The sequence below is a fragment of the Burkholderia sp. Ac-20392 genome, assembly GCF_017104585.1.
In the GTDB taxonomy this organism is placed as follows: Bacteria; Pseudomonadota; Gammaproteobacteria; order Burkholderiales; family Burkholderiaceae; genus Burkholderia; species Burkholderia lata.
The window spans coordinates 1-4401 of the sequence record NZ_JAAGPB010000595.1 but is presented as its reverse complement, the minus strand read 5'-3'; the positions used below and the strand labels follow the sequence as shown (position 1 = coordinate 4401).

At 68.9% G+C, this 4401-nt stretch carries 4 protein-coding genes; 3 read left to right on the top strand and 1 reads right to left on the bottom strand.

The genetic code is table 11. The annotated features are described in order from the left end of the window. On the bottom strand, positions 1 to 577 hold a 577-nt coding region (locus G3N99_RS35200; RefSeq protein ID WP_206124668.1), incomplete at its 3' end, for a glutathione S-transferase. 112 nt (positions 578 to 689) lie between these two features. Between G3N99_RS35200 and G3N99_RS35195 the strand changes: the two genes are divergently transcribed. The 3 genes from G3N99_RS35195 to G3N99_RS35185 all read left to right on the top strand — a co-directional run bounded on the left by G3N99_RS35195 (position 690) and on the right by G3N99_RS35185 (position 4339). Further along, positions 690 to 1610 (top strand): LysR substrate-binding domain-containing protein, encoded by a 921-nt coding sequence (locus G3N99_RS35195; protein WP_206124667.1) that lies wholly within the window; start codon positions 690 to 692, stop codon positions 1608 to 1610. A 266-nt stretch (positions 1611 to 1876) separates the two neighbouring features. Continuing rightward, positions 1877 to 2170, top strand: coding sequence for a hypothetical protein (locus G3N99_RS35190; protein ID WP_206124666.1), 294 nt, complete (start codon positions 1877 to 1879; stop codon positions 2168 to 2170). Between the two features lie 48 nt (positions 2171 to 2218). After that, the gene (locus tag G3N99_RS35185) at positions 2219 to 4339 is read left to right on the top strand and encodes a phospholipase C, phosphocholine-specific (RefSeq protein ID WP_174944038.1); all 2121 of its coding nucleotides are present in this window, start codon (positions 2219 to 2221) and stop codon (positions 4337 to 4339) included. Positions 4340 to 4401: the final 62 nt, after the last annotated feature.

Below are 4401 nucleotides of genomic sequence, written 5' to 3'. Positions count from 1 at the left end.
GGGCGGTCCACGCGGGATGCCGCGTCATGTCGAGCCCGATTGCGACACCCCAGCGATACAGCACGAACAGGAACGGATCGACGATCGAATGCGCGCCCGGCTCGGCCCACGGTCGGCCGTCGGCGAGCGCGGCTTCGATCGCCGCGTTCGCGGCTTCGATCGTGCCTCGCCCGTGCGCGCTGACCTCGCCGTGCAACGCCGGATCGCCGATGAAGCGGCCCGGCCGCCACAGCGCGCCGTAGCCGACGCCATGCACCCAGCCGACCAGCCAGGCGAGCCACTCGTGGCACCGTGCCTCGCGCAGCGGATCGCCGAGCGGCAGCAATTGCGCATCCGGATAACGGCGCGCGAGATACGTGAGGATCGCCGGCGTTTCGGTCAGCACGTGCGGCTCGCCCGGAATCGCGAGCACCGGCACGCGCGCCTTCGCGTTGATCGCGAGATAGCGCGCTTCGAGGTTTTGCTGCTGCTGCACGGAGACGATCTCGACGTCGAACGGTGCGCCGGTTTCCTCCAGCGCGATGTGGGCGGCAAGCGAGCAGGCGCCCGGCGAAAGATAGAGAAGATATGCGTTCATGGTGGGGTGGCCCGACGGGGCTGTGGAAGACGGAACCGAGTGTAGGAACGCGGGCCTGCCCGCCGCAAACGATGAATTGTCGTGCTCGGACATTAGTGTTACTAATACCCGCATGCGACGCATCCACCTTCCTCCGCTGCAGACGCTGCGCGCGTTCGAGACCGCCGTGCGGCTGCAGAGCTTCACGCGTGCGGCCGACGAACTCGCGCTCACGCAAGGCGCCGTCAGCCAGCACATCCGCGCGCTCGAGGCGCAGCTCGGCTATCCGCTCTTCACGCGCGAGCGAAACGGCGCGACGCCGACGCACGCCGCGCACGCGCTCGCGCTGCAGGTGCGCCAGGGCCTCAGCGTGCTCGAACGCGCGTTCGAGCCGGCACTCGCGGTGCGCAGCCGCCCGCGCACCGGCGACGTCACGCTGAACGTCAGCGTACTGCCGAGCGTCGCCGAGCGCTGGCTCGCGCCGCGCCTGCCGCGCTTCACGGCCGCGCATCCGCACATCGCGATCGCGCTGCACCCGGACGTGGCGCTCGCGCCGCTGCGCAAGCGCGACCGCATCGACGTCGCACTGCGCTACGGGCCCGGCACGTGGCCGGGCGTCGTCGCCGAGAAGCTGATGAACGAGACGATCTTTCCGGTGGCGAGCCCCACGTACCGCAATCGCGACGGCATCGCGCCGCGCGCGCCGGCCGATCTCGTGCGCGCGACGCTGTTGCGCCATCCCGCGCAGCCGTGGGAACCGTGGCTCCAGGCCGCGCGGCTCGACCTCACGGAATCCGCACGCGCGCCGCGTTTCACCGATGCGAATGCGCTGATCGACGCGACGCTGAAGGGGCGCGGCGTCGCACTCGCGCGCCGCTCGCTGATCGAGCCCGAACTCGCGAACGGTACGCTCGTGCGCGTATCGACGGTGCGCGTGACCGACGTGTATGCGCACTACGTCGTGTGGCGCCCGGGCCATCCGCACGAAGCGGCGATCCGCACCTGGCTCGACTGGCTGCGCAGCGAGGTGCGGCGGCGCACGCCGCGTCACTGACGCAACGCGATCGGCTGCATACGTCCATCATGAACGGTCAGGCCACCGTGCACGCGCTCGTGCATTGCATCGCGCACCCGGGTAAAAGTGCCCGGCCCGCATCACCCTCCGGGAAATATTGCATCCCCTCGATCGCGCGAAAGCACTTGGTCAGGATATCGAAAGCATTCCGCGATCATGCGCCGGTCGCAAACGATTCACCGAAACGTCGCATCGCGTCGGCATACTCGAAAACGTTTCCCGATCAGCCAGCCAGGAGAGAAGTCATGCGTCGCGTTTCCGTCGTCGTCGTTCTTTGTGCCGCCGCTTTCGTCGCCGCCTGCAGTGACGACGCGCCGCACGACGCACACGCGACCGACGCTTCGCAGCAGGCCGGCGCATCGGCCAGCTCCGCCAGCGCATTCAACAACGACGCAGCCGCGAACCCCGCCGCGTCCGATGCCGCGCCGCTCGCGCCGCCCGTCGTGCACTACCCGCCCGATGACGACGACGACGCGAAGCCCGCGGCCAATGCGGCGAACGCGGCCGCGTCGAGTGCTGCAGCGTCGTCGCCAGGCTGATCCCTCCGCTTCCGTCCCCCGACCGCAGCAGAACCGAGGTGAAATAACATGACGTCATCGAGCCGCCGCCGTTTCCTGCATACCGTCGCACAATCCGCGGGCGCCGCCGTCGCGCTCAATGCCTTCCCCGAATCGATCCGCCGCGCGCTCGCGATTCCCGCCGCGCGCGGCACCGGCACGATCCGCGATGTCGAGCACATCGTCGTGTTCATGCAGGAAAACCGTTCGTTCGATCATTACTTCGGACACCTGCGCGGCGTGCGCGGCTACAACGACCGCTTCCCGATCCCGCTGCCGAACGGCAAGCCGGTGTGGTACCAGCCGTCGAAGGCCGATCCGGGCAAACCGGTGCTGCCGTTCCGGCTGAACACGCTGACGACGAGCGCGCAGTGCGTCGGCGACCTCGACCACTCGTGGTACAAGACGCACGCGGCGATCGACGGCGGCCGCTACGACCAGTGGCCCGCGAACAAGACCGACATGACGATGGGCTATCACGTGCGCGAGGACATCCCGTTCCACTACGCGCTCGCCGATGCGTTCACCGTGTGCGACAACTACTTCTGCTCGCTGCCGGGGCCGACGCACCCGAACCGCTCGTACCTGATGACGGGCACCGTCGACCCGACCGGCAAGTTCGGCGGCCCGCTGCTCGACAACAGCGACTATGTCGACGGCGACGGGCCGCCCACCTACCAGTTGCTGTCGTGGACGACCTTTCCCGAGCGTCTCGAAGCGCACGGCGTGTCGTGGCAGATCTACCAGCAAGGCACGACGGGCAACGATCCGTACAACGGCAACTACGGCACGAACGTGCTGCAGAACTTCGCGAACTTCATCAACGCGAAGCCCGGTTCGTCGCTGTACCAGCGCGCGCAGACGGTGCGCACGCTCGACAACCTGAAGGACGACGTGATCAACGACCGGCTGCCGCAGGTGTCGTGGCTGTGCCCGCCCGCGGCGTTCTCCGAGCATCCGAAATACACGCCCGCGTACGGCGCGAACTACACGTCGCAGATCCTCGATGCGCTCACGTCGAACCCGGACGTCTGGCGCAAGACCGTGCTGTTCATCATGTACGACGAGAACGACGGCTTCTTCGACCACGTCGTGCCGCCGCAGCCGCCGACGTCGGCCGCGCAGGGCGCGTCGACCGTGACGACCGACGGCGAGCTGCACACGGTCGTGAACCCCGGCCGCGGCGGCAGCTACACGGCCGACGGCCTGCCGTACGGCCTCGGGCCGCGCGTACCGATGACGGTCGTGTCGCCGTGGACGAAAGGCGGCTTCGTGTGCTCGCAGGTGTTCGACCACACGTCGGTGATCCGCTTCATCGGCGAGCGCTTCGGCATCGACGAACCGAACATCACGCCGTGGCGCCGCACGGTGTGCGGCGACCTCACCGCCGCCTTCGACTTCCGCTCGTCCGACGCGTCGTTCCCGCCGCTGCCCGACACCAGCCAGTACCGCTCGATCGCAGACCAGCAGTGCACGTCGCAGCCCGCGCCGACCGTGCCCGCGACGCCATCGCCGATCGACCCGCAGGAGCCCGGCGTGCGGCCGGCACGTGCGCTGCCGTACGAATTGCACGTGAACGCGAGCGTTTATGGCGGGACCAGGTTGCGCATCGAGTTCGCAAACCGCGGCAACCAGGGCGCGCATTTTCACGTGTACTCGACGAACCGCACCGACGGCCCGTGGCGCTATACGGTCGGCGCCCGCCGCGTACTGCATGCGGACTTCGACCTGACCGTGACGAACGGGGCTTATACGTTCTCGGTGTACGGGCCGAACGGCTTCGTGCGCGTGTTCTCGGGCAACGTGTCGGCCCCGGCCGCGCCGCATCGCAACCCTGCACAGCCGGAGGTGAAAGCCGGCTACGACGTCGCGAACGGGAACCTGTACCTGAAGCTGCGCAACCCTGGCGGGGCCCACGTTACGCTGACGCTGACCGACAACGCGTACGGCGCGCCGTCGCGGCAGGTGACGCTGCATGGCGGCGACGAGCGCGTCGAGCAGTGGGGGCTCGCGGCGAGCCACCAATGGTATGACGTGACGGTGAGCGACGGCGCGGCCGGTACCTTCTCGCGCCGTTTCGCGGGCCACGTCGAGAACGGCCGGCCGAGCTATTCGGATCCGGCGGCGGTACAGCCCGTCTCCGCGGCGTAAGCGCGACGGCGCGGTGAGGCACGGCTTCCGCCGTGCCGCGCGTGCCGCCCGCCCGGCGCGTC